Genomic DNA, 21,128 nt, shown 5'->3' on the forward strand with positions numbered 1-21,128 from the left:
CAGGCGACGCGCCGAGCCCAAATCGTCGGGGGCCCAGGCATGGGTGTGGCCCGCCGCCGGCTGGGTGCTGGCGGGGTCGGGGGCGGTCGATCTACTCGTCGGGTGGGTGTGCGGTGACGAGGCGGGTGGTGCCGTGGTCCTTGATGAGGTGGAGCCCGTGCGGTGATCGCCAGAGGTACGTCGCCGCATCTGTCTTGTCGTAGGTCCAGGCCGTGTGGGTCTTGGCGCGGTGATGTCGTCGGCAGTGCGGGGCGAGGTTGCAGCTGCACGTGGGCCCGCCGTCACCGTGGGCGGTGACGTGGTCGAGGTCGCAGCAGCGGGCGCGGCGTTCGCACCAGGGGAACGCGCACACCGGTTGGGTGAGACGGGTCTGCTCGGTGAGCCGGTCGGGGACGGCGTAGGCGTCGGTGTGGTGGTGGGCCTCGAGGTCGATCACCGGCTTGACCGTCACCTGGGCGTCGGGGTTGGCGCACCAGTCGCGGACCTGGTCGGTCGACACGATGGACCGGGTCTCCTCCACGGGTGCGATCCCGGCCTCGTCACGGCTGATCGCGGCGTGCGACAGGTGCACGTGGATGACCACCTGGCGGGGCTTGACCACCGAGGCGGCACCGTCACCGGCTTCGGCGCGCAGGTCGAAGGCGAGCTGGCGTCGCGCGAGCTCGCCGGCCGCCATCGAACGGCGTACGTCCAACGACTCGGTCGACCCGAGGGCGGAGAGCTCCTCTGCGCCGTGGCGGATCGCGGTGTCCAGACCGAGGGCGTCGGCGAGGTCGAGGACGCCTTCGACGTGGACGGTCCCGTCGGGGGTCGCCTGGTCGGTGTGAACGTCGAAGCGGCGCGCGTCGGCGGCCTCGCGGCGCTGCTTCTCCGCGCCCTCTGGGTCGAAGGTGACGCGGGCCTGGTCGACGAGCCGCTCGATCCCGGCCCAGCTGATCTTCCCGACGAAGGCCGCGAGGTGGCGGTCCACGAACTCGGCCCCGTCGAGGGGGAGTGTGGTGGTCAGCTGCGCGAGCCGCCGCGCCTTCCAGAGCGGGACCTTGCCGGCGCGGACCAGCCTCCAGGTGCGCTTGAGCCGGTGGGCCAGCTCGAGCGCGTCGCTGACCAGCGCCCGGGCGGAGTCGGTGGACATGCCGATCGCGGCGCCGAACTCCATCGGTGCGAACTCCGCCACCAGTGGCGCGTCGGCGACGAACTCTTCGGGGTGCATCGACGCCCACACGAGAGCGGCTTCCAGGACGTCGATCTCCGCCCGCTGGGCAGCGGCCCGGCGGCGCTGTGCGAACGTCAGCACGGCGGCTGGGGTGTCGCACTCGGGGAGCTCGGAGTCGGCCATGCCTCATTCTACTCGAACGCACGTTCGAGAACAAGAGGTTCTCCACCGCTGCTTTCCGGTTCCTCGGCCGTGGTTTCGACGAGCTCGACCGACGACCCCCACTACATTCGGCGCCATGCGCCGATTCGCCTGTGTCCTCCTGGTCGACCCCGCGGGTCGGCTGCTGATGCAGGAGCGTGACGAGCACGCGCTGATCGATCCCGAGCGGTGGGGGTTGCCCGGAGGGCACGTCGACGCGGGGGAGGAGGTCGAGGCGGCGGCGTACCGCGAGCTGGCGGAGGAGACCGGCATCGTCCTGGCACCCCCGGCGCTACGCGCCTGGCGCACGTTCGAGGTCTACCACCGCGCCTACGACTCCGTGGACGCCGTGCACGTCTACACCGGGGCGACACACCTGGGTGACGCCGACATCGTCCTCGGCGAGGGCCGCCAGATCGTCTTCGTGGAGCCGGCCCGGGCCCGCGCGCTGCCGCTCACCGCGTCGTCGAGCCGGATCGTGCCGGCGTTCCTGGACTCCGTGGAGTACGTCGCGCTGCGTGCGTGAGCCCCGCAACGGCCACGGCCAGCGATCACGGCTCGCTCGTGGGGACCATCTATTGTGACGGGCATGGGTCTCCTCGAGTCGATCACGGGTCCGCGCGATCTGCGCGGCCTCTCCGACGACCAGCTCTCGGCACTCGCCACGGAGGTCCGCGACCTCATGGTGCAGACGACCTCGCGCAGCGGCGGCCACCTCGGGCCGAACCTCGGCGTCGTCGAGCTGACCCTCGCGATCCACCGGGTCTTCGACTCCCCGCACGACCGCGTGGTCCTCGACACCGGCCACCAGTCCTACGTGCACAAGCTGCTCACCGGCCGCGCCGGTGACTTCGCGAGCCTGCGCACCGAGGGCGGGATGTCGGGCTACCCGAGCCAGGCGGAGTCCGAGCACGACCTGGTCGAGAACTCCCACGCCTCCACCGCCCTCAGCTACGCCGACGGCATCGCCAAGGCTTACGCGATCCGTGGCGAGGACCGCCACGTCGTCGCGGTCATCGGCGACGGCGCGCTCACCGGCGGCATGGCCTGGGAGGCGCTCAACAACATCGCGATCGCGCGCGACTCGCGCCTGGTGATCGTCGTCAACGACAACGGCCGCTCCTACACCCCGACCATCGGCGGGCTGGCCAACGCGCTGACCACGCTGCGCACGAACCCGCGCTACGAGCAGGTGCTCGACGCGGTCAAGAAGCGCCTCAACGCCGTGCCGGGCGTCGGGCCCGCGACGTACGACGCGCTGCACGCGATGAAGAAGGGCCTCAAGGACGCGATCGCGCCGCAGGGCCTCTTCGAGGACCTCGGGCTCAAGTACGTCGGCCCCGTCGACGGCCATGACCGCGCCGCGATGGAGCAGGCGCTGACCCAGGCCAAGCGCTTCGGCGGCCCGGTCATCGTGCACGCGATCACCCGCAAGGGCTTCGGCTACGACGCCGCCGAGCGCCACGAGGCCGACCAGTTCCACAGCCCCCAGCCCTTCGACATCGAGACCGGCGAGGAGCGTGCCCGCGGCCGCATCTGGACCGACGTCTTCGCCGACGAGATGGTCCACCTCGGCCAGCGCCGCAAGGACGTCGTCGCGATCACTGCGGCGATGATGCACCCGGTGGGGCTCGACAAGTTCCAGGCCCGCTTCCCCGAGCGCACCTTCGACGTCGGCATCGCCGAGCAGCACGCCGCGACCTCCGCCGCCGGCCTCGCGATGGGCGGGCTGCACCCGGTGGTCGCGGTCTACGCGACCTTCCTCAATCGCGCCTTCGACCAGGTGCTGATGGACGTCGCGCTGCACCGCTGCGGCGTCACCTTCGTGCTCGACCGTGCCGGTGTGACCGGCGACGACGGCGCGAGCCACAACGGCATGTGGGACATGTCGTTCCTCCAGCTCGTCCCCGGTCTGCGTCTGGCCGCGCCGCGCGACGCCCAGCGCCTGCGCGAGCTGCTCGACGAGGCCGTGCAGGTCGACGACGCGCCCACCGTCGTGCGCTTCCCCAAGGGCCCGCCGCCGGCGGACATCGAGGCGGTCGGCAAGGCCGGCGGCTGCGACGTGCTCGTCCGCTCCGGCACCAAGGACGTGCTGATCATCGCCGCCGGGGCGATGGCCGAGACCGCCGTCGACGTGGCCGAGCGCCTCATCGCCCAGGGCATCGGTGTCACGGTCGTGGACCCGCGCTGGGTCAAGCCGGTCGACCCCGCGATCATCGACCTCGCCCGCGAGCACCGCCTCGTGGTGAGCATCGAGGACAACGGCCGCGTCGGCGGAGTCGGCGCCACGATCCTGCAGACCCTCAACGACGCCGGCGTCAGCACGCCGTTCCGACTCCACGGCATCCCCCAGGAGTTCCTCGCCCACGCCAAGCGGGCGGCGATCCTCGAGCGGATCGGGCTCACCGCCCAGGCGATCGCCCGTGGCATCGTCGAGGACATGTCGACGCACACGGGTGCGTCCGGCGACCCCATGACCTCCGGGGTCGCGGATCGTTCACCGGTTGATGCCGACCGCCCCAGCTGAGCGACGCCGCACTCTCGCTCGACTCCTGCTGCTGGTCCTCCTGACCGGAGGGCTTCTGTCGGCGTGCTCGCTGGGCGGCGACGACGAGCCGCCCGCCCCCGGCGCGGTCCCGGAGGACGTGGTCGACGGGCTCTCCCGGGTCCTGGAGCGGCGGGCGGGCGCCGTACGACGTGGTGACCGGGCGGCGTTCCTGCGCCAGCTCGCGCCACGCCCGGAGCTGCGCGAGCAGCAGCTGACCCACTTCGAGAACCTGCGCCAGCTCCCGCTCGCTGACTATCGCTACACCTTCGACCGCGCCGACCTGGTGCGCGAGGACGACGCCTACTGGCTCACCGTCTCGCTGCACCTCCAGCTCGACGGGTACGACGCGGTGCCGGTCGTCACCCGTAACCGGTTCCGCTTCAGCCCGGCGCGGCGGGCGGGCGCCTTCCGGCTCGACTCGCTCTCCGACCCCGCGTGGGAGAAGCGGGCGGGGGTGCGCCCCGAGCCCTGGGACACCGGGCCGGTCGTGGTGCGCACGGGCCACGGGGTGCTGGGCATCTTCGACGCCGACAGCGTCGCGGCCGCGCCGGCGCTGATCGACTCGGTCGAGGACGGCATCGCCGACGTCTCCGCGAGCGTGCCCTACGGCTGGTCGCGCAGCGTCGTGGTCTACGCGCTCTCCGATGATGAGTTCCTGCGCGCGCTGCCGCCCCCCGCGGGCGGCGCGCTGAGCGACCTCGACGGCCTCGCGTTCCCGGTCGCCGCGGCGCCCGACGACCCGACGCTCGCCGGGACCCGCTTCGTGCTGCACCCGCGCATGCTCGACGCCGCCGGCGCGGAGCGGGACCGGCTGGTGCGTCACGAGATCACGCACGTCGCGGTGGGCGAGCGCGACGACCGCGCCCCGGTGTGGCTCAGCGAGGGGATCGCCGAGTACGTCTCGGTGCAGCCGATGGCCCCCGAGGAGCGCCGGCTGGTGACCTCCGCGGTCGGTGCCGCGGCCACGGGGTTCCGCGGCCTGCCGCGCGATGAGGACTTCAACGGGCCCGGCTCCTCGGTCAACTACGCGGTGTCGTGGTGGGCCGTGGAGTCGCTGGTGCGCCGGTTCGGTCCCGACGCGCCGTTCGCGCTGCTGGACGCCGCTGCGGCGGGCGACGCGGGCACCCCCCGGCTGCTGTCGCAGATGTTCGGGACCCGCCCGCGCGAGCTGGCCGCGGACGCGGCGAGGCTGATCCTCACGACGTACTCCTGAACGATCCTTCGGGGCCGGGTGTGGTGGCCGGCGCCCAAGCGCGGTATCAAAGACGGGTGAGCCTCTTCCGGACGAAGTCGATCGAGCAGTCGATCCAGGACACTGACGACCCCGACACCAAGCTGCGAAAAGACCTCGGCGCGCTCGATCTCGTCGTCTTCGGCGTCGGCGTGGTCGTCGGCGCAGGCATCTTCGTGCTGACCGGGCAGGTGGCCGCGACCAACTCGGGCCCGGCGCTCGCGCTGTCGTTCCTCATCGCCGCGGTCGCCTGCGGCCTGGCTGCGCTGTGCTACGCCGAGTTCGCCTCCACGGTCCCGGTGGCCGGCAGCGCCTACACGTTCAGCTATGCGACGTTCGGGGAGTTCATCGCCTGGATCATCGGCTGGGACCTGGCGCTGGAGTTCACCATCGGCGCCTCCGCGCTGTCGGTGAGCTTCTCGGGCTACCTCCAAGAGATCCTGGACGGCACACCGTTCGAGGTGCCGACCGAGCTGGGGTCGGCGGCCGACGGCTGGGTCGACGTGCCGGCGATCGTCGTCGCGCTGCTGGTGATGGGGCTGCTGATGCGCGGCACCAAGCTGTCCAGCCGCTTCAACCAGATCGTGGTGGCGATCAAGCTCGCCGTCGTCGCGACGGTCATCGTCGTCGGGATCTCGCTGGTCGACGTCGACAACTGGATCCCGTTCATCCCGCCGTCGGAGCCGACGCCGGGGACCGAGGGAGACTTCCTCAAGCTGCCGCTGATCACCAGCCTGCTCGGCATCGAGCCGGCGGTGTTCGGCATCGGCGGCGTGATCGCCGGCGCCTCGATCGTGTTCTTCGCCTTCATCGGCTTCGACGTGGTCGCGACCACGGCCGAGGAGGCGCGCAACCCCAAGCGCGACGTCCCGATCGGCATCCTTGGCTCGCTGGCGATCGTCGCGGTGCTGTACGCCGCGGTCGCGCTGGTCGTCACCGGTGTGCAGGACTACCGCGAGATCGATCCCAACGACACCGCGCCACTGGCCACGGCCTTCGACGCCGCCGGGGTCTCCTGGATGGGCGACCTGATCTCGGTGGGCGCCTGCATCGGCCTGGTCGTGGTCGCGATGATCCTGATGCTCGGCCAGAGCCGGATCGCCTTCGCCATGGCCCGCGACGGGCTGCTGCCGCGCAAGCTGGCCCAGGTGCACCCCAAGTACGGCACCCCGCACCGCATCACCCTGATCACCGGTCTCGCGGTCGCCGCCATCGCCGGGTTCGTCGACCTGCAGACCCTCGCCTCGCTGGTCAACATCGGCACCCTGTTCGCCTTCATCCTGGTCAGCATCGGCGTGGTGATCCTGCGTCGCACCCGCCCGGACCTGCCGCGCGCCTTCCGTACGCCGGTCGCGCCCCTGGTCGCCGCGGTGGCCACCCTGATGTGCCTCTACCTGATGCTCAACCTGCACGGTGAGACCTGGGTGCGCTTCCTGGTCTGGATGGCCCTCGGCGTGGTCATGTACTTCGTCTACGGCCGGCGCCACAGCCGGCTCGGCGAGCGCGAGGCCGCTGCCCGGGACGAGGCGGCCGCGGCGAAGGACTGAGCCGGGGCCGCAAACCGGTGGAGACCGGGCGCGGAGCGTGCTAGGCAGGAACGTCACCCAGGACTCGGGTCCGCGACGTTCTCCGGAGGTCCGCGATGTCCATCCCCAGCATGCCCGGCTCCACCGGCCCGGCGGGCCCCGCGCCCGGCGGCCTGCCGGCCGAGCGCTACGTCAGCGACGGCGGCCTGGAGACCGACCTGATCTTCCACCACGGGGTGGACCTGCCGGAGTTCGCCAGCTTCCCGCTGGTCGACACCAGTGACGGCCGCACCCTGCTGCGCGACTACTTCGCCGGCTACGCAGGCGTCGCGCGTCGGGCCGGCGTCGGGCTGACCCTGGAGACCCCCACCTGGCGGGCCAACCCCGACTGGGGAGCTCGGGTGGGGTACGACGCCGCGGGCCTGGACCGCGCCAACCGCGCCTGCGTGGCGCTGCTGCAGCAGGTGCGAGCCGAGCAGGCGGACCTGCCCGACGTGCGGATCATCGGGGTGGTCGGCCCCCGCGGTGACGGCTACGTCGCGGGCGAGGTGCCGGACCCCGGAGATGCCGCGGCGTACCACCGACCGCAGGTCGCGGCGCTGGCCGAGGCGGGCGCCGACGTCGTCGCGTCGTTCACGTTCACCACGGTCGAGGAGTCGCTCGGGGTCGTGCGCGCGGCCCGGGAGGTCGGCGTACCGGTGCTGGTCGGCTTCACCGTCGAGACCGACGGGCGCCTCCCCGACGGCACGCCGCTCGGCGAGGCGGTGGGCCGCACCGACGGCGAGGCCGCGCCGGACGGCTACCTGCTCAACTGCGCCCACCCGACCCATGTCGCGCCGGCGCTGGACGCAGGCGGCGACTGGCTCGCGCGGGTGGTCCAGCTCAACCCCAACGCCTCCACCCAGACCCACGCCGAGCTGGACGCGGCCGAGGAGCTGGACGCGGGCGACGTCGACCTGCTGGTCCGCAGCTGCGCGGAGCTGGTCCCGGCGCTGCCCGCGCTGCGGGTGCTCGGCGGGTGCTGCGGCACCGACACCCGCCACGTGGCCGCGCTGTGGGGCCTGTGAGGGGCCGCTGGCTCACACCCCCGCCCCGGTGCCCCGTAGAATGACGGGCTGTTGCCCGGCCACTGGCCGAGAGACATCCCGATCCGGCGAGACGAAGGCTGACAACGCGCGCATGGCTACGACCAACGACCTGAAGAACGGCATGGTTCTCAACATCGACGGGCAGCTCTGGGCCGTCGTGGAGTTCCAGCACGTCAAGCCCGGCAAGGGCCCGGCGTTCGTCCGCACCAAGCTCAAGAACGTGGAGTCCGGCAAGACCGTCGACAAGACGTTCAACGCGGGCACCAAGGTCGAGACCGCCAACGTCGACAAGCGGACCATGCAGTACCTCTACAACGACGGCACGTCGTACGTCTTCATGGACATCCAGAGCTACGACCAGCTCGAGATCGCCCCCGAGGTCGTCGGCAAGGCCAGCGACTTCCTCCTGGAGAACCAGGAGGCGATCGTCGCCACCAACGACGGCCGCGTGCTGTACGTCGAGCTCCCGGCCTCGGTCGAGCTCGAGGTCACCTACACCGAGCCCGGCATGCAGGGCGACCGCTCCACCGGCGGCACCAAGCCCGCGACGGTCGAGACCGGCGCGACCGTGCAGGTCCCGCTGTTCATCACCACCGGCGAGAAGATCAAGGTCGACACGCGCGACTCCTCCTACCTCGGGCGTGTCACCAGCTGATGGCTGCTCGGTCCAAGGCCCGCAAGCGGGCGCTCGACATCCTCTACGCCTCCGACATGCGAGGCGAGTCGCCCAACGACGCGCTCGACCGCGCGATCGCGGACGGCGAGGCGCCCACCAACCCCTACACCGTGACCCTGGTGCGGGGCGTGATCGAGCACCAGGAGCGCATCGACGCCCTCCTCTCGGAGTACTCCGAGGGCTGGACGCTCGCGCGGATGCCGGCCGTCGACCGCAACGTGCTGCGCCTGGGCCTCTTCGAGCTGCTCTACGCCGACGACGTCCCCGACGCCGTCGCGGTCTCCGAGGCGATGGCGCTGGTGCGCGATCTCTCCACCGATGAGTCGCCGCAGTTCGTCAACGGTGTGCTCGGCAACCTGATGCGCAAGAAGTCCGAGCTCTGAGACCTCGCCCTTCCTCACGACGCCCTCGGCTCCTCGGAGCCGGGGGCGTCGTCGCGTCAGGGGTCCAGACCATCGCGGAGCGGGTGCCGGCGGACACCGCGGCGACTGCCAGCATGTCGGCCGTGAGCGACGTCGAGGTTCCTGCCGCGGCTGACGCTGACGCGGCGCCGTCGTCTGCTCGCTCCCGCCGGTTGCTGGACCTGCTGGTCGCATGCCTGTGCCTGGCGGCCGTCGGGCTGGCGCTCACGGCAGGGGCGGTCGCCCTCGCGGCGTCCGACACCTCGGTCGAGGGGACGGTCGAGGGCGGTGGCTGGGGCGGTGGCGGTTGCTATCCCACGGTGTCCTATGCGGTCGACGGTCGCGACTACGTGCTGCACGCCGAGAAGGACACCCGCTGGTGCGCTCTGCACTGGCTGGGGCCGGCCCAGGTGTACTACGAGCCCGGCGACCCGGGACAGGCGCGCCTGAGCCACTACGGCGACCTGCCCGGTGACCTGCTCGCGGCGTCGCTGGGTGTGGTGGTCGTCGCGGCCTTCCTCAGCACCCTGCGACGACCTCGACCCGAGCCTCTCCCGACCGGGTCGACCGGGCCCGGCCGCGGCGGCGCGCTCCGCGGGCGGCACGGCCGGGTCCCGCGCGTCCTGGTCGCGCTGCTGATCGTCGGCTGGCTGGTCGCCGCGGCGGCGGTCGTGGTGACCGGGGAGCGGCGCGCGAGCCTCGAGGACCTCCAGGACGCGATCGACAGTGGCGAGGTGACCCAGGTCGGGGAACGCGGCGCGCTCCTCGCCGGGCAACGGGGTACCTCCGTGGTCCACCTGGCGTGGCGCGAGGGCGGCCTGCGCTACTTCGCCACCGTGACGCAGTACCGCGGCCCGGCGGCGGAACGACGCGCACCGCGCCACGCTGCCGACGCTCCCGACGTCGTGATCGGTGATCTGGATGCGCAGCTGGGGCAGGGCGGCACCGACCTGCAGATCCGACCCGACCTGCGGACCACGGCCCCGAGCTTCGTGACCTACGTCCCCTGGGGCTGGCACGTCTTCGGGTGGCCCCTGTACCTCTCGCTGGCGTTGTTGGTGATGACCGTGCGCGTGCTGATCGTCGCCGAGCGCCCGCGGTGGGCCAGTCGATGGGCGTGGTTCTGGCTCATCGTGGCCGCGCCCGTCCCCTTCGCCCTGGCCTACCTCGCGGGCGGTGGGCCCGCTGCTCGGGCTCGCCCGACAGGCCGAACCTCGCCGTGGCTCGGAGGAACGCTCGCGTTCCTCATCGCGGCAGCATTGACGGCGATGCAGCAGCCGGTGAGCTAGCGCGGGGCGTCCGGCGGGCCGGGCTGGGATCAGGGGCTGGTCGGCACGTGCCGACGTACGGGGCCGGACAGCAGCGGCAGCGCCTGCCCGAGGAAGGCACCCGCCAGCACAGCCGCGTGCAGGTGGCGAAGGCCGCGACCTGAGGGACCAGGGGAGCTCCTCGCAGCGAGACGAGCAGTCGGACCCGGCTGGCGTCAGCGACCGCCCTCACCGGTCGGGCCGCACCGTGGAGCCGGCCGAGATGTCGGTGCTCCGCACCGACGCCACACATGCCGGTGCCCCGCCGGCTGGATGCGCGGGCGGGGTCCGGGGCGGTGGATCTACTCGTCCGGTGGATGCGTGGTGACGAGGCGGGTCGTGCCGTGGTCCTTCATCAGGTGAAGACCGTGGGGCGACCGCCAGAGGTACGTCGCGGCGTCGGTCTTGTCGTAGGTCCAGGCCGTATGGGTCTTGGCCCGGTGATGTCGCCGGCAGAGCGGGGCGAGGTTGCAGCTGCAGGTCGGGCCGCCGCTTGGTCCGGTGCGGTGGGCGGTGACGTGGTCGGTGTCGCAGCGCCTCGCGGGACGTTCGCACCACGGGAACGCGCACACCGGCTGGGTGAGACGGGTCTGCTCGACGAGCCGGTCGGGGACGGCGTAGGCGTCGGTGTGGTGGTGGGCCTCGAGGTCGATGACCGGCTTGATGACGACCTGCGCGTCACCGCTGCACCAGTCACGGACCTGCTCGGTGAAGACGATCGAGCGCGTCTCCTCGACGTGCGCGATCCCGGCCTCGTCACGGCTGATCGCGGCATCGGAGAGGTGCACGTGGATGACCACCTGGCGCGGCTTCACCACTGACGCGGAGTCCCCGCCGGCCTCAGCGCGGAGGTCGAAGGCGAGCTGGCGTCGGGCGAGCTCGCCGGCGGCCATGGAGCGGCGTACGTTGAGGGACTCCGTCGAGCCGAGGGTCGCGAGTTCCTCGGCGCCCTGGCGGATCGCGGTGTCGAGGTCGAGTGCGTCGGCGAGGTCGAGGACACCCTCGACGTGGGCGATGCCGTCGTGGATGGTCTTGTCGGTGTGGACGTCGAAGCGACGCCCGTCAGCGGCCTCCCGGCGCTGCTTCTCCGCGCCCTCGGGGTCGAAGGCGACCCGGGCCTGGTCCACGAGCCGCTCGATCCCGGCCCAGCTGATCTTCCCGACGAAGGCGGCGAGCTGGCGGTCCACGAACTCGGCCCCGTCCAGCGGCAGCGTGGTCGTCAGCTGCGCGAGTCGGCGGGCCTTCCAGAGCGGCACCGTGCCGGCCCGGACCAGCTTCCAGGTGCGCTTGAGCCGGTGCGCCAGCTCGAGCGCGTCGCTGACCAGCGCCCGGGCGGAGTCGGTGGACATGCCGATCGCGGCACCGAACTCCATCGGCGCGAACTCCGCCACCAGCGGCGCACCCTCACCGGCGAGCGGGGCGGCGAGCTCCCCGAACACCAGCCCGCTCGTCGGCGCCGCCTCGGCGACCGACTCTTCGGGGTGCATCGACGCCCACACCAGAGCGGCCTCCAGGACGTCGATCTCCGCCCGCTGGGCAGCGGCCCGGCGGCGCTGTGCGAAGGCCAGCACGGCGGCTGGGGTGTCGCAGTCGGGGAGCTCGGGGTCGGCCATGCCTCATCTTACTCGAACGCGCGTTCGAGTAATAGGGGTTGGACGAGACTGGAAGGTAAAGACTTCCGACGCTGCGCTGGGCGCCCCGCGGTTCAGCGCCGCGAGGTCACGACTGGCGCTCGCCGAGGAGCTTGTCGCGGACCAGGCGGCGCATGACCTTGCCGATCTGGGAGCGCGGGAGCTCCTCGAGGACGTGCACGGAGTGGGGGAGCGCATAGCGGGGGAGACGCTCCTCGGCGTAGGCGCGCAGCTCCTCGATCGTGGGGGCGGTGGCGCCGGGCTCGAGCACCAGGGCGACCGCCACCCGCTCCTCCTCGCCGTCGCCGTGGGGCAGGCCGACGGTGGCGACGTCCAGGACGCCGCGCATCCCGCGCAGGTGCTCCTCGACCTGGGAGGGGTAGACCTTGAAGCCGCCGACGATGATCATCTCCTTGACCCGGTCCACCAGGCTCACCCAGCCGTCCGCGTCGACCCGGACGACGTCGCCGGTGCGCAGCCAGCCGTCGTCCATCAGCTGGCCGGCGGTCTCCTCGGGGCGGTTCCAGTAGCCGTCGAAGACCTGCGGGCCGCGCACGAGCAGCTCCCCGCGGCGGCTGCCGTCCTCCTCGACCTCGGCCTCGCGCAGCGGGTCGTCCTGGTCGACCACGCGCATCTCGGTGTTGGGGAACGGTACGCCGAGGGTGCCGGGGCGCCGCGCGTGCGAGACCGGGTTGCCCAGCGCGATCGGGGCGCACTCGGTCATGCCGTAGCCCTCGATCAGCAGGCCGCCGGTGGCCGCCTCCCAGCGGTCCACGGTGCGCTGGGGAATCGGCATCGCGCCGGCGAAGCCGAGCCGGAACGAGCGCAGGCCGTCGGCGGGCGGGCGCTTCGCGGACTCGAGCGCGTCGACGATCCGGTCGAACATCGGCGCGACGCCGGCGATGAAGGTGCCGGGCCTGCGGGTCTGCGCCTCGATGACGGCCTCGGGGTCGAAGTTCGGGAACGCCACGAGCGTCGCGCCGAGGTAGCCGGGCAGGGTGAGGCAGAAGGTCAGGCCGAAGGCGTGGAAGAACGGCAGCACGCCGTACACGGTCTCGGTGCCCTCACCGAACCGCGCCCAGGTCTGGCCGTGCACGATGTTGGCGACCAGGTTGCGATGGGTCAGCCGCGCGGCCTTGGGGGTGCCGGTGGTGCCGCCGGTGTACTGCAGCAGGGCGAGGGAGTCGCCGCGGGGGCGGTCGGTGCCGGTGTGCTCGGCGGCGCGCGTCATCAGGTCGTGCCAGTCCGGGACGCCGGCGGGCACCGGGCCGCCGAGGGCCCGCGCCTTCGCGCGCGCGGCGCGCACCGGCAGGCGCAGCAGGAACCGCGACAGCGCGGGCAGGTCGCGCGCGACGTCGACGCTCACCACCGTGCGCAACGGGGTGTCGGCGCGCGCGGTGGCGACATTGACCAGTGCGTGGCGGAAGACCAGCGCGACGCCGGCGCCGCTGTCGGCGAGCAGCCCCTGCAGCTCGGCCGCGGTGTAGGTCGGGTTGAGCTCCACGACCACCGCACCCAGGCGCAGCGCGGCATGGAAGGCGATGACGTGGGCGGTGCAGTTGGGCAGCACCAGCGCGACCCGCTCCCCGGGGCCGACCCCGAAGCCGGCCAGCACCGTCATCGCCCGGCGGATGGCGGCATCCAGCTCGGCGTACGTCGTGGTCGCCCCGAGGAAGTCGACGGCGATCCGGTCCGGCCAGCGCTGCGCGGCGCGCTCGAGGGCGGCGGTCACCGGGTCGTCGGGGATGTCCAGCACTGCCGGCACCCCTGCGGGGTAGTGGGTCAGCCAGGGTCGCGAATCGTGGATGTCCATCAGGGATAGTGTGCCTCTCCCCACGGACCCGGTGCATCACCAACGGATCGGGTAATGCCCGATCATGACGCGGATCACTGACAAGGCGGAGCGGCTCGGCGAGCAGGCTCACAGCAGCGACTGGCTCGACCACGCGGTGCGTGCGGGGCTGGTGGCCTACGGCGTCGTGCACCTGATGATCGGCTGGATGGCCCTCCAGCTGGCGTTCGGCGACCGCGAGGGCAAGACGTCCAGCACCGGCGCGCTGCAGGAGCTGGCCCAGCAGCCCTTCGGCAGCGTCCTGGTCTGGCTCGTCGCGATCGGCCTGGCTCTCCTGGTCGTCTGGCGCCTGCTCGAGGCTTTCGCCGGGCACGACGACGGCGACGACGACCGCTGGAAGAAGCAGGCGTCCTCGGTCGCCAAGGCCGTCATCTACGCCGCGCTGGCGATCACCGCCGTGCGCGTCGCCACCAGTGACGGCGGCTCCGGCGGCGGCCAGGGCGGCGGCCAGGGCGGCGGCAAAGGCTCCGGCAGCAGCACCACCTCCCTCACCGCCGAGGTGATGTCGTGGCCCGGCGGCCAGTTCCTGATCGGCGCGATCGGCCTCGGCATCATCGGCTACGGCGTGCACCACCTGTGGCGTGCCTGGACCGACGGCTACCGCGAGGAGCTCGACGCCGAGGGCCAGAGCGGCGAGACCGGCACGGCGTACCTCTGGTTCGGCAAGATCGGGTACGCCGCCAAGGGCCTGGCGGTCGGTCTGGTCGGCGCGCTGACCGTCTACGCAGCCGCGACCCACGACGCCTCGCGCACCGGCGGGCTCGACCAGGCGCTGCAGGAGGTGCTGGAGCAGCCGTTCGGGCCGTTCCTGCTCGGCGTGATCGGCGTCGGGATCGGCTGCTACGGCCTGTTCGCCTTCGCCCGCGCCCGGCACCTGTCCCGGTGACCTGAGCCCTCACCTCTGGCACCCTGGGCCGATGAGCGAGGAACACGTCGACGTCGTCGTCATCGGGCTCGGTCCCGGTGGGGAGTACACCGCGCAGAAGCTCGCGGAGGCCGGCCTCACGGTCGTCGGCGTCGAGCGGGACCTGGTCGGGGGCGAGTGTCCCTTTCACGGGTGCATCCCGTCGAAGATGATGATCCGCGCCGCCGACGCCCTCGCCGAGGCCCGGCGCGCCACGACGCTGGCCGGCGCGGTCGAGGTCACGCCCGACTGGAGCCTGGTGGCCGACCGGCTGGACCGCCAGGCCACCAACCACTGGGACGACTCCGCCCACGTCGAGCGCCTCGAGGCCGCCGGGGTGCGCGTGCTGCGCGGCCAGGGCCGCCTCGAGGGCCCCGGTCGCGTCGTCGTGGAGCACGACGGAGACACCCGCACGTACGTCGCGGCGCGCGGCGTCGTGCTCAACACCGGCACCGAGCCCGCCGTGCCCCCGGTCGAGGGGCTCGCGGACACGCCGTACTGGACCAACCGCGAGGTCATGCACCTCACCGAGCTGCCGCGTCGCCTCGCGGTCCTCGGAGGCGGGCCGATCGGCGCCGAGCTGGCCCAGGCGCTCGCGCGCTTCGGCGTCGAGGTCACGATCCTCGAGATGGGCCCGCGGATCCTAGGCCCGGCCGAGCCGGAGGCCAGCGCGGTGATCACCGAGGTCTTCGAGCGCGAGGGCATCACGGTGCGCACCGGGGTCGAGGTCACCCGGGTCAGCCATGCCGACGACGCGTTCCGCATCGAGACCGACGCCGGCACCCTCGAGGCCGACCGGCTGCTGGTTGCCGCCGGTCGCCGGCTGCAGCTGCACGGGCTCGGGCTGGAGAGCGTCGGCCTGGACCCCGACGTCCGCGCGGTCGCCACCGACGACCGACAGCGCGCCGGGGAGCGGCTCTGGGCGGTCGGCGACATCACCGGCAAGGGCCAGTTCACCCACGTCTCGATGTATCAGGGCGAGGTCGTCGTCGACGACGTGCTGGGACGCGACGGACGCCGCGCGGACTACCGGGCGCTGTCGTGGGTGACGTTCACCGACCCCGAGGTCGCCGCGGTCGGGATGACCGAGCAGCAGGCGCGCGACGCCGGCATCCCGGTGCGGGTGGGGCGCGCCGACATCCCCGAGTCCAGCCGCGGATGGATCCACCAGGCCGGCAACGACGGGATCGTCAAGGTCGTCGCCGACGCCGACCGCGGGATCCTGGTGGGCGCCACCGTGGTCTCCCCGGCGGGCGGCGAGGTCATCGGGCTGCTGGCCACCGCGATCCACGCCGAGGTGCCGGTCGCCACCCTGCGCGGCATGCACTTCGCCTATCCGACCTTCCACCGCACGATCGAGTCGGCGCTCGAGGACCTGGGCTCGCTGTGAGCGCGGACGTGGACCGCGCCGCTCCGGCTGGGGCGGATCGGTAGCGTCAGGCACATGCGTGCTGTGGTCTACCGGAAGCCGGGTCCCTCGTCAGTCCTCACCCTCGTGGAGCGCGAGCTCCCCGAGCCCGGCCCGGGGGAGGTCCGGATCCGCCTGGTGCGCGCCGGGGTCAACCCCACCGACTGGAAGTTCCGCACCACCACCCTCAACGGCCACGACGAGGTGACGCCGGGCCAGGACGGCGCCGGCGTCGTCGACGCGGTCGGACCCGACGTCGAGGGCTTCGGCGTCGGCGACCGGGTCTGGACGATCCTGGCCCAGCACGGCTGCGCCTACGGCACCGCGGCGGAGCACACCGTCCAGCCGGTCGAGCACGTCGTGCACCTGCCCGGCGACGCCTCCTACGACCTCGGCGCCAGCCTCGGCGTGCCCGCGGTCACGGCGCACCGGGCGCTGACCTGCGCCTGGAACGGTCCGCGCCGCCTGGGTCCGGGCGCCCTCGCCGGGCGCACGGTCCTCATCGCCGGGGGAGCGGGCGCGGTCGGCAACGCCGCCATCCAGCTGGCCAGCTGGTCGGGCGCGACCGTGATCACCACGGTCAGCAGCGAGGAGAAGGCCGCGCTGGCGCTCGCCGCCGGCGCCGACCACGCGATCGACTACACCGCCGGCGACACGGCCGCCCGGATCCTCGCGATCGCACCCGGCGGCGTCGACCAGGTCGTGGAGGTCGCGCCGGCGGTCAACATCGACCTCGACATCGAGGTGCTGAAGGTGCACGGCACCCTCGCGATCTACGCCAACAACGGCGGCGAGGACATGACCGTGCCGCTGCGTGCGGCGTTCTCGAAGAACCTGCGCTTCCAGTTCGCCATCCTCTACACCCTCGACCGGGGCCTGCTCGCCGCCGCCGCGGAGGACGTGTACGGCGCGGTGGAGGTCGGCGCGCTGCGGGTCGGCGCCGAGGCCGGTCTGCCGGTGCACCACTTCGCGCTGGCGGACACCGCCGCCGCCCACGACGCCGTGCAGGGCGGCCTCGTCGGCAAGGCGCTCCTCGACATCGCGGTGGACTGAACCGACCGGGCCGTCCCGGTGCCGGCGCCGCAGCGGCCGGGCGCCGGACGTGACGAGCACGACGTCCGAAAGGCGGACCGACAGGCGGCACGGTCACCGGGCGGCTGCGGAGACCGGTAAGGTGAGCGCCGTTCGACATCCTTTAACGAGCCGTCCCGTGAGGCGGAGAAGGAGGTCAGCACACTGATGTGTGCCCAGCCTGCGCCTGTCCCTGATTCATCCGACGGATCCACCGGCCGCGTGGTCCTCGACGCCCGTGACATCTCCCGGGCGCTGACCCGGATCAGCCACGAGATCCTCGAGCGCAACAAGGGCGCCGAGGGCCTGGTGCTGCTCGGGATCCCCACCCGCGGCGTCGGCCTCGCCCGCCGAATCGCCGAGCGCATCGCGGAGACCGAGGGCGTGGAGGTGCCGGTCGGCAGCCTCGACATCACCCTCTACCGCGATGACCTGCGCCGCCACCCGGCCCGCGGCCCGCAGCACACCGAGGTGCCGCCCGGCGGCATCGACGGCAGCACGGTCGTGCTGGTCGACGACGTGCTCTACTCCGGGCGCACCGTGCGTGCCGCGCTCGACGCGCTCGCCGATCTCGGCCGCCCCGACGCCGTACGCCTCGCCGTGCTCGTCGACCGCGGCCACCGCGAGCTCCCCGTGCGCGCCGACCACGTCGGCAAGAACCTCCCCAGCGCCCGCACCGAGCGGGTGATGGTGCGCCTGACCGAGACCGACGGCCACGACGAGGTGCGCATCGCGGACCGACCCGCGGAGGCCACCGCGCCGAAGGGGGAGGGCGCGTGAAGAAGCACCTGCTGAGCGTCGACGACCTGAGCGTCGACGACGTCAACACCCTGTTCACGACCGCCGCGGAGATGCACGACGTGCAGCGCCGCGAGGTCAAGAAGCTGCCCGCCCTGCGCGGGCGCACCGTGATCAACCTGTTCTTCGAGGACTCCACCCGCACCCGGTCGAGCTTCGAGCTCGCCGGCAAGTGGCTGTCCGCGGACACCATCAACCTCACCGGCAAGGGCTCCTCGGCGTCCAAGGGCGAGAGTCTGCGCGACACCGTGCTCACCATCGCCTCGATGGGCGTCGACGCCCTGGTGATCCGCCACTCCGCCTCCGGTGCCTGCCACCAGGTGGCCGAGTGGGTGGACTGCACGGTGGTCAACGCCGGCGACGGTACCCACGAGCACCCCACCCAGGCGCTGCTCGACGCCTACACGCTCGTACGCCGTCTCGGCACGCTCGAGGACAAGCACGTCGTGCTCGTCGGCGACCTGACCCACAGCCGGGTGTTCCGCAGCAACGTGGGCCTGCTGGGCCGCCTCGGGGCCCGGGTCACCGTGGTCGCGCCGCCCACGCTGATGCCGAGCGGTGTCGAGCAGTGGTCGGCTTCGGCCGGCTTCGACACCTCCTACGACCTCGACGAGGTCCTGCCCAAGGCCGACGCCGTGATGATGCTGCGCGTGCAGCGCGAGCGGATGAGCGGCGGGTTCTTCCCCACCGCGCGGGAGTACACCGTGGGCTACGGCCTCACCCGTGACCGGCTCGCGGTGCTGGGCGGGGACGTGCCGATCTGCCACCCCGGCCCGATGAACCGCGGCCTGGAGATCGCCGCCGACGCGGCCGACGCCGCGCAGTCGCTGATCTTGGAGCAGGTCTCCTCCGGCGTCGCGGTGCGCATGTCCGTCCTCTACCACCTGCTCGCCGGCGAAGGAGCAACCGCATGACCGACCCGATCCTGATCCAGGGTGGATCGCTGCTCGGGGGCGGTGTCGCCGACGTGCTCGTCGCGGACGGCGTCGTCGCCGCGGTGTCCACCACCCCCGGCGCGCTCGAGACCACGGGCGTCCGCGTCATCGACGCCGACGGCCTGGTGCTGCTGCCCGGCCTGGTGGACCTGCACACCCACCTGCGCGAGCCGGGCCGCGAGGACGCCGAGACCGTCCGCACCGGCTCCCACGCCGCCGCGCTCGGCGGCTACACCGCGGTGCTCGCGATGGCGAACACCAACCCGGTCACCGACACCGCGGAGGCCGCCGAGCGCGTCCACGAGCTCGGCCGCCAGGTCGGCGTCGTCGACGTGCAGCCGGTCGGCGCGGTCACCAAGGGCCTGGAGGGCGAGGAGCTCGCCGAGCTCGGCCTGATGGCCCGCTCGCGCGCCGGGGTCCGCGTCTTCTCCGACGACGGCCGCTGCGTCCAGGACGCCCGGGTGATGCGTCGCGCGCTGGAGTACGTCAAGGCCTTCGGCGGGGTGATCAGCCAGCACTCCCAGGACTCCTCGCTGGCCGGCCCCGGGGCCTGCTGCCACGAGGGCGAGGTCTCGGGCCGCCTCGGCCTGACCGGCTGGCCCGGGGTCGCCGAGGAGGTCATCGTCGCGCGCGACGTGATGCTCGCGCGCCACACCGGCAGCCGGGTGCACGTCGCCCACGCCTCGACCGCCGGCACCGTGGAGGTGCTGCGCTGGGCGCGCAGCCAGGGGATCGCCGTGACCGCCGAGGTCACCCCGCACCACCTGCTGCTCACCACCGAGGAGCTGCTCGGCTACGACCCGACGTACAAGGTCAACCCGCCGCTGCGCCCCGCCGAGGACGTCGAGGCGCTGCGCGACGCGCTCGCCGACGGCACCATCGACGCGGTCGCCACCGACCACGCCCCGCACGCCCGCCACGACAAGCAGCACGCCTTCGGCGACGCGGCGTTCGGGATGCTCGGCCTCGAGACCGCGCTCGGCGTGGTCGCGACCGTGATGGTCGAGTCCGGTCGCCTGGACTGGGCCGGCGTGGCCCGCGTCATGTCGCACAACCCCGCCCGGATCGCCGGGCTCGGCGGCCACGGCCGCCCGATCGAGGTCGGCGAGCCCGCCAACCTGACGCTGGTCGACCCGGCCGCCTCGATCACCGTGGACCGCGACGCCTCGGCGTCGCTGTCCCGCAACAACCCCTGGCACGGCCGCACCCTCTCCGCGGCCGTGCACACCACTCTGCTGCGCGGTGTCCCCACCGTGCTGGAAGGAAAGCTGGCATGAGCGAGGCACTGCTCGTCCTGGAGGACGGGCGCACCTTCCGCGGCGAGGCGTTCGGCGCCGAGGGCGAGACCTTCGGCGAGGCGGTCTTCAACACCGGCATGACCGGCTACCAGGAGACCCTCACCGACCCCTCCTACCACCGCCAGGTCGTCGTGATGACCGCCCCGCACGTCGGCAACACCGGCGTCAACGACGAGGACCCCGAGAGCCAGCGGATCTGGGTCGCCGGGTACGTCGTGCGCGACCCCGCCCGCGTCTCGTCGAACTGGCGCGCCCAGCGCACCCTCGACGACGAGCTGCGCGAGCAGGGCGTCGTCGGCATCTCCGGCGTCGACACCCGCGCGCTGACCCGCCACCTGCGTGAGCGCGGCGCGATGCGCGTCGGCATCTCCACCACCGAGACCGACCCCGAGGCGCTGCTCTCGCGGGTCCGCGGCTCCGCGGAGATGAGCGGGCTCGAGCTCGCCGACGAGGTCACCACCGCCGAGGCGTACGTCGTCCCGGCCCAGGGGGAGAAGCGGTTCACCGTGGTCGCCCTCGACCTCGGCATCAAGACCATGACGCCCACCCGGATGGCCGAGCGCGGCATCGAGGTGCACGTGCTGCCCGCGACCGCCTCGCTCGAGGACGTCCTCGCGGTCTCACCCGACGGGCTCTTCTACTCCAACGGACCCGGCGACCCGGCGGCCACGACCCAGCAGGTCGAGGTGCTCCAGGGCGCCCTCGAGCGCGGGCTGCCGTACTTCGGCATCTGCTTCGGCAACCAGCTCTTCGGCCGCGCGCTCGGCTTCGGCACCTACAAGCTCAAGTACGGCCACCGCGGCATCAACCAGCCGGTGATGGACCGCACCACCGGCAAGGTCGAGGTGACCGCGCACAACCACGGCTTCGCCGTCGACGCACCCCTGGACCGCGCGACCGAGACGCCGTACGGCGCCGCCAGCGTCAGCCACGTCTGCCTCAACGACGACGTGGTCGAGGGGCTCGAGCTGCGCTCCCCGGCGGGCGACCTGCTCGGCTTCTCGGTGCAGTACCACCCCGAGGCCGCGGCCGGCCCCCACGACGCCGCGTACCTCTTCGATCGTTTCGTCCAGCTCCTGACCGACCGGAAGGCCTGAACC

Annotated in this window: 18 protein-coding genes; 15 read left to right on the forward strand and 3 right to left on the reverse strand. The window is 72.7% G+C overall.

Translation table 11 applies throughout. The features are described from left to right. Window positions 1–91: 91 nt before the first annotated feature. Window positions 92–1,336, reverse strand: a complete 1,245-nt coding sequence (locus GFH29_RS08570) for an HNH endonuclease signature motif containing protein (protein ID WP_153322945.1) — start codon at window positions 1,334–1,336, stop codon at window positions 92–94. Between the two features lie 115 nt (window positions 1,337–1,451). On the opposite strand from GFH29_RS08570, the gene GFH29_RS08575 reads away from it, so the two are divergent. The 8 genes from GFH29_RS08575 to GFH29_RS08610 all read left to right on the forward strand — a co-directional run bounded on the left by GFH29_RS08575 (window position 1,452) and on the right by GFH29_RS08610 (window position 10,113). Beyond that, window positions 1,452–1,880: an NUDIX domain-containing protein gene (locus GFH29_RS08575; protein WP_153322946.1), complete on the forward strand. Its 429-nt coding sequence runs from the start codon at window positions 1,452–1,454 to the stop codon at window positions 1,878–1,880. Window positions 1,881–1,943: 63 nt separating this feature from the next. Next, on the forward strand, window positions 1,944–3,881 hold the full coding sequence (gene dxs / locus GFH29_RS08580; protein WP_153322947.1) for a 1-deoxy-D-xylulose-5-phosphate synthase: 1,938 nt from the start codon (window positions 1,944–1,946) through the stop codon (window positions 3,879–3,881). Next, the gene (locus tag GFH29_RS08585) at window positions 3,862–5,115 is read left to right on the forward strand and encodes a hypothetical protein (protein ID WP_153322948.1); all 1,254 of its coding nucleotides are present in this window, start codon (window positions 3,862–3,864) and stop codon (window positions 5,113–5,115) included. Before dxs ends, GFH29_RS08585 begins: the two co-directional genes overlap by 20 nt. 56 nt (window positions 5,116–5,171) lie before the next feature. Further along, entirely contained in the window at window positions 5,172–6,680 is a 1,509-nt protein-coding gene (locus tag GFH29_RS08590) for an amino acid permease (RefSeq protein ID WP_153322949.1), read from the forward strand. 95 nt (window positions 6,681–6,775) lie between these two features. Next, a complete protein-coding gene (locus GFH29_RS08595; RefSeq protein WP_228387844.1) occupies window positions 6,776–7,726 on the forward strand; it encodes a homocysteine S-methyltransferase family protein in 951 nt (316 codons plus the stop codon). 112 nt (window positions 7,727–7,838) lie between these two features. After that, a complete protein-coding gene (gene efp, locus GFH29_RS08600; protein ID WP_153322950.1) occupies window positions 7,839–8,402 on the forward strand; it encodes an elongation factor P in 564 nt (187 codons plus the stop codon). Further along, complete coding sequence (gene nusB / locus GFH29_RS08605; RefSeq protein WP_153322951.1) at window positions 8,402–8,806, forward strand: transcription antitermination factor NusB; 405 nt, start codon at window positions 8,402–8,404, stop codon at window positions 8,804–8,806. The genes efp and nusB overlap by 1 nt, the downstream gene beginning before the upstream one ends. A 122-nt stretch (window positions 8,807–8,928) precedes the next feature. Beyond that, window positions 8,929–10,113 (forward strand): hypothetical protein, encoded by a 1,185-nt coding sequence (locus tag GFH29_RS08610; protein ID WP_153322952.1) that lies wholly within the window; start codon window positions 8,929–8,931, stop codon window positions 10,111–10,113. A 320-nt stretch (window positions 10,114–10,433) separates the two neighbouring features. Here the strand turns inward: GFH29_RS08610 and GFH29_RS08615 are convergent, their stop codons facing one another. Next, window positions 10,434–11,744, reverse strand: coding sequence for an HNH endonuclease signature motif containing protein (locus tag GFH29_RS08615; protein ID WP_153322953.1), 1,311 nt, complete (start codon window positions 11,742–11,744; stop codon window positions 10,434–10,436). A 106-nt stretch (window positions 11,745–11,850) separates the two neighbouring features. Then, window positions 11,851–13,575: an AMP-binding protein gene (locus GFH29_RS08620; protein ID WP_153322954.1), complete on the reverse strand. Its 1,725-nt coding sequence runs from the start codon at window positions 13,573–13,575 to the stop codon at window positions 11,851–11,853. A gap of 64 nt (window positions 13,576–13,639) precedes the next feature. On the opposite strand from GFH29_RS08620, the gene GFH29_RS08625 reads away from it, so the two are divergent. The 7 genes from GFH29_RS08625 (at window position 13,640) to carA (ending at window position 21,125) form a co-directional block, all read left to right on the forward strand. Beyond that, window positions 13,640–14,500, forward strand: a complete 861-nt coding sequence (locus tag GFH29_RS08625) for a DUF1206 domain-containing protein (RefSeq protein WP_153322955.1) — start codon at window positions 13,640–13,642, stop codon at window positions 14,498–14,500. 31 nt (window positions 14,501–14,531) lie between these two features. Next, window positions 14,532–15,908, forward strand: coding sequence for a dihydrolipoyl dehydrogenase family protein (locus tag GFH29_RS08630; protein ID WP_153322956.1), 1,377 nt, complete (start codon window positions 14,532–14,534; stop codon window positions 15,906–15,908). Between the two features lie 54 nt (window positions 15,909–15,962). Next, window positions 15,963–16,979: an NADPH:quinone reductase gene (locus tag GFH29_RS08635; protein WP_153322957.1), complete on the forward strand. Its 1,017-nt coding sequence runs from the start codon at window positions 15,963–15,965 to the stop codon at window positions 16,977–16,979. 186 nt (window positions 16,980–17,165) lie between these two features. Beyond that, window positions 17,166–17,777, forward strand: a complete 612-nt coding sequence (gene pyrR / locus GFH29_RS08640; protein WP_153322958.1) for a bifunctional pyr operon transcriptional regulator/uracil phosphoribosyltransferase PyrR — start codon at window positions 17,166–17,168, stop codon at window positions 17,775–17,777. After that, a complete protein-coding gene (locus GFH29_RS08645; RefSeq protein WP_153322959.1) occupies window positions 17,774–18,709 on the forward strand; it encodes an aspartate carbamoyltransferase catalytic subunit in 936 nt (311 codons plus the stop codon). Before pyrR ends, GFH29_RS08645 begins: the two co-directional genes overlap by 4 nt. After that, window positions 18,706–20,007, forward strand: coding sequence for a dihydroorotase (locus GFH29_RS08650; protein WP_153322960.1), 1,302 nt, complete (start codon window positions 18,706–18,708; stop codon window positions 20,005–20,007). The genes GFH29_RS08645 and GFH29_RS08650 overlap by 4 nt, the downstream gene beginning before the upstream one ends. Further along, window positions 20,004–21,125 carry a glutamine-hydrolyzing carbamoyl-phosphate synthase small subunit gene (carA, locus tag GFH29_RS08655; protein WP_153322961.1) on the forward strand — a complete coding sequence of 374 codons (1,122 nt, stop codon included), beginning with the start codon at window positions 20,004–20,006 and terminating at the stop codon, window positions 21,123–21,125. The genes GFH29_RS08650 and carA overlap by 4 nt, the downstream gene beginning before the upstream one ends. Window positions 21,126–21,128 lie beyond the last annotated feature (3 nt).

Source organism: Nocardioides sp. dk884 (assembly GCF_009557055.1).
Classification (GTDB): Bacteria; Actinomycetota; Actinomycetes; order Propionibacteriales; family Nocardioidaceae; genus Nocardioides.

Coding starts and splice junctions, on each gene's coding strand:
- GFH29_RS08570 (WP_153322945.1), bottom strand. CDS start 1,336: ATGGCCGACTCCGAGCTCCCCGAGTGCGACACCCCAGCCGCCGTGCTG.
- GFH29_RS08575 (WP_153322946.1), top strand. CDS start 1,452: ATGCGCCGATTCGCCTGTGTCCTCCTGGTCGACCCCGCGGGTCGGCTG.
- dxs (WP_153322947.1), top strand. CDS start 1,944: ATGGGTCTCCTCGAGTCGATCACGGGTCCGCGCGATCTGCGCGGCCTC.
- GFH29_RS08585 (WP_153322948.1), top strand. CDS start 3,862: ATGCCGACCGCCCCAGCTGAGCGACGCCGCACTCTCGCTCGACTCCTG.
- GFH29_RS08595 (WP_228387844.1), top strand. CDS start 6,776: ATGTCCATCCCCAGCATGCCCGGCTCCACCGGCCCGGCGGGCCCCGCG.
- efp (WP_153322950.1), top strand. CDS start 7,839: ATGGCTACGACCAACGACCTGAAGAACGGCATGGTTCTCAACATCGAC.
- nusB (WP_153322951.1), top strand. CDS start 8,402: ATGGCTGCTCGGTCCAAGGCCCGCAAGCGGGCGCTCGACATCCTCTAC.
- GFH29_RS08615 (WP_153322953.1), bottom strand. CDS start 11,744: ATGGCCGACCCCGAGCTCCCCGACTGCGACACCCCAGCCGCCGTGCTG.
- GFH29_RS08620 (WP_153322954.1), bottom strand. CDS start 13,575: ATGGACATCCACGATTCGCGACCCTGGCTGACCCACTACCCCGCAGGG.
- GFH29_RS08625 (WP_153322955.1), top strand. CDS start 13,640: ATGACGCGGATCACTGACAAGGCGGAGCGGCTCGGCGAGCAGGCTCAC.
- GFH29_RS08630 (WP_153322956.1), top strand. CDS start 14,532: ATGAGCGAGGAACACGTCGACGTCGTCGTCATCGGGCTCGGTCCCGGT.
- GFH29_RS08635 (WP_153322957.1), top strand. CDS start 15,963: ATGCGTGCTGTGGTCTACCGGAAGCCGGGTCCCTCGTCAGTCCTCACC.
- pyrR (WP_153322958.1), top strand. CDS start 17,166: ATGTGTGCCCAGCCTGCGCCTGTCCCTGATTCATCCGACGGATCCACC.
- GFH29_RS08650 (WP_153322960.1), top strand. CDS start 18,706: ATGACCGACCCGATCCTGATCCAGGGTGGATCGCTGCTCGGGGGCGGT.
- carA (WP_153322961.1), top strand. CDS start 20,004: ATGAGCGAGGCACTGCTCGTCCTGGAGGACGGGCGCACCTTCCGCGGC.